The organism is Pseudomonas gessardii (genome assembly GCF_001983165.1).
Taxonomy (GTDB): domain Bacteria; phylum Pseudomonadota; class Gammaproteobacteria; order Pseudomonadales; family Pseudomonadaceae; genus Aquipseudomonas; species Aquipseudomonas gessardii.
The window spans coordinates 1-749 of sequence record NZ_MNPU01000141.1; the positions used below are offsets into that span (position 1 = coordinate 1).

Consider the following 749-nt stretch of genomic DNA (forward strand, 5'->3'; position numbering starts at 1 on the left):
CCTCGGGCTGGTCTCGATACTGGATACGATAAACCGACTTAACCGTATAACCTGAACCGCCGTATACGGAACCGTACGTACGGTGGTGTGAGAGGACGGCGGATGTGAATCCGCCTCCTACTCGATTTTAAGACGTTGCGCTGAGCGTCAATGATTGAGTGCGCAAGGATGGAAGTTTTGTTTAGTGGGGTGAGTGTGCTTGATTATTTTTTATAACGGGTGTGTGTAACTTTTTTGTGATTTTTTTCATGTTTTATATTGAGTCGCCCTTTTGTTTTTTGATTTTTCCGAGAGTGGTGCAGCATTAACCGCGCGGGAAATATCATGAGCAGTATCTGTAGGGATTCAATGAATCATATCGTTTTTTTTCACTAAGGCAGTTTATTAGCGTGTATGACATTGTTTTGATCAGGAAAGCGCTGGAGAGAGCAGTTTTTACAGGCGTCCATAGGTAAAAGTCTGAAGTTTTCATTTGGTGTCCTTATGTTTTTGGCGATTTCTGGAACTCGAATGCTTTTTTCTCCACGAAATACAGGACTTCGATTCGGTTGCTGCCGTTTCAAGTCACAAGCCAATAGTGTTTGTTATGGGTGGGCGGCGGCAAAAACTGAGTGCAACACCTCCTGAATTCAACACATAAGTGCAACGCTCACCCCTGTATGCACTTCGTACGGCGTCTTCCAGCCCAAGCGCTTGCGCGGGCGTAGATTGATCCTCGCTACTGTCCGATTGACGGCTTCGACGGTCAG

1 pseudogene is annotated in these 749 nt (G+C 45.9%); it reads right to left on the reverse strand.

Annotation, left to right across the window (positions count from 1 at the left end):
• Window positions 1-629: 629 nt before the first annotated feature.
• A pseudogene (locus BLL38_RS31045) lies at window positions 630-749 on the reverse strand (IS30 family transposase); the annotation flags it as partial.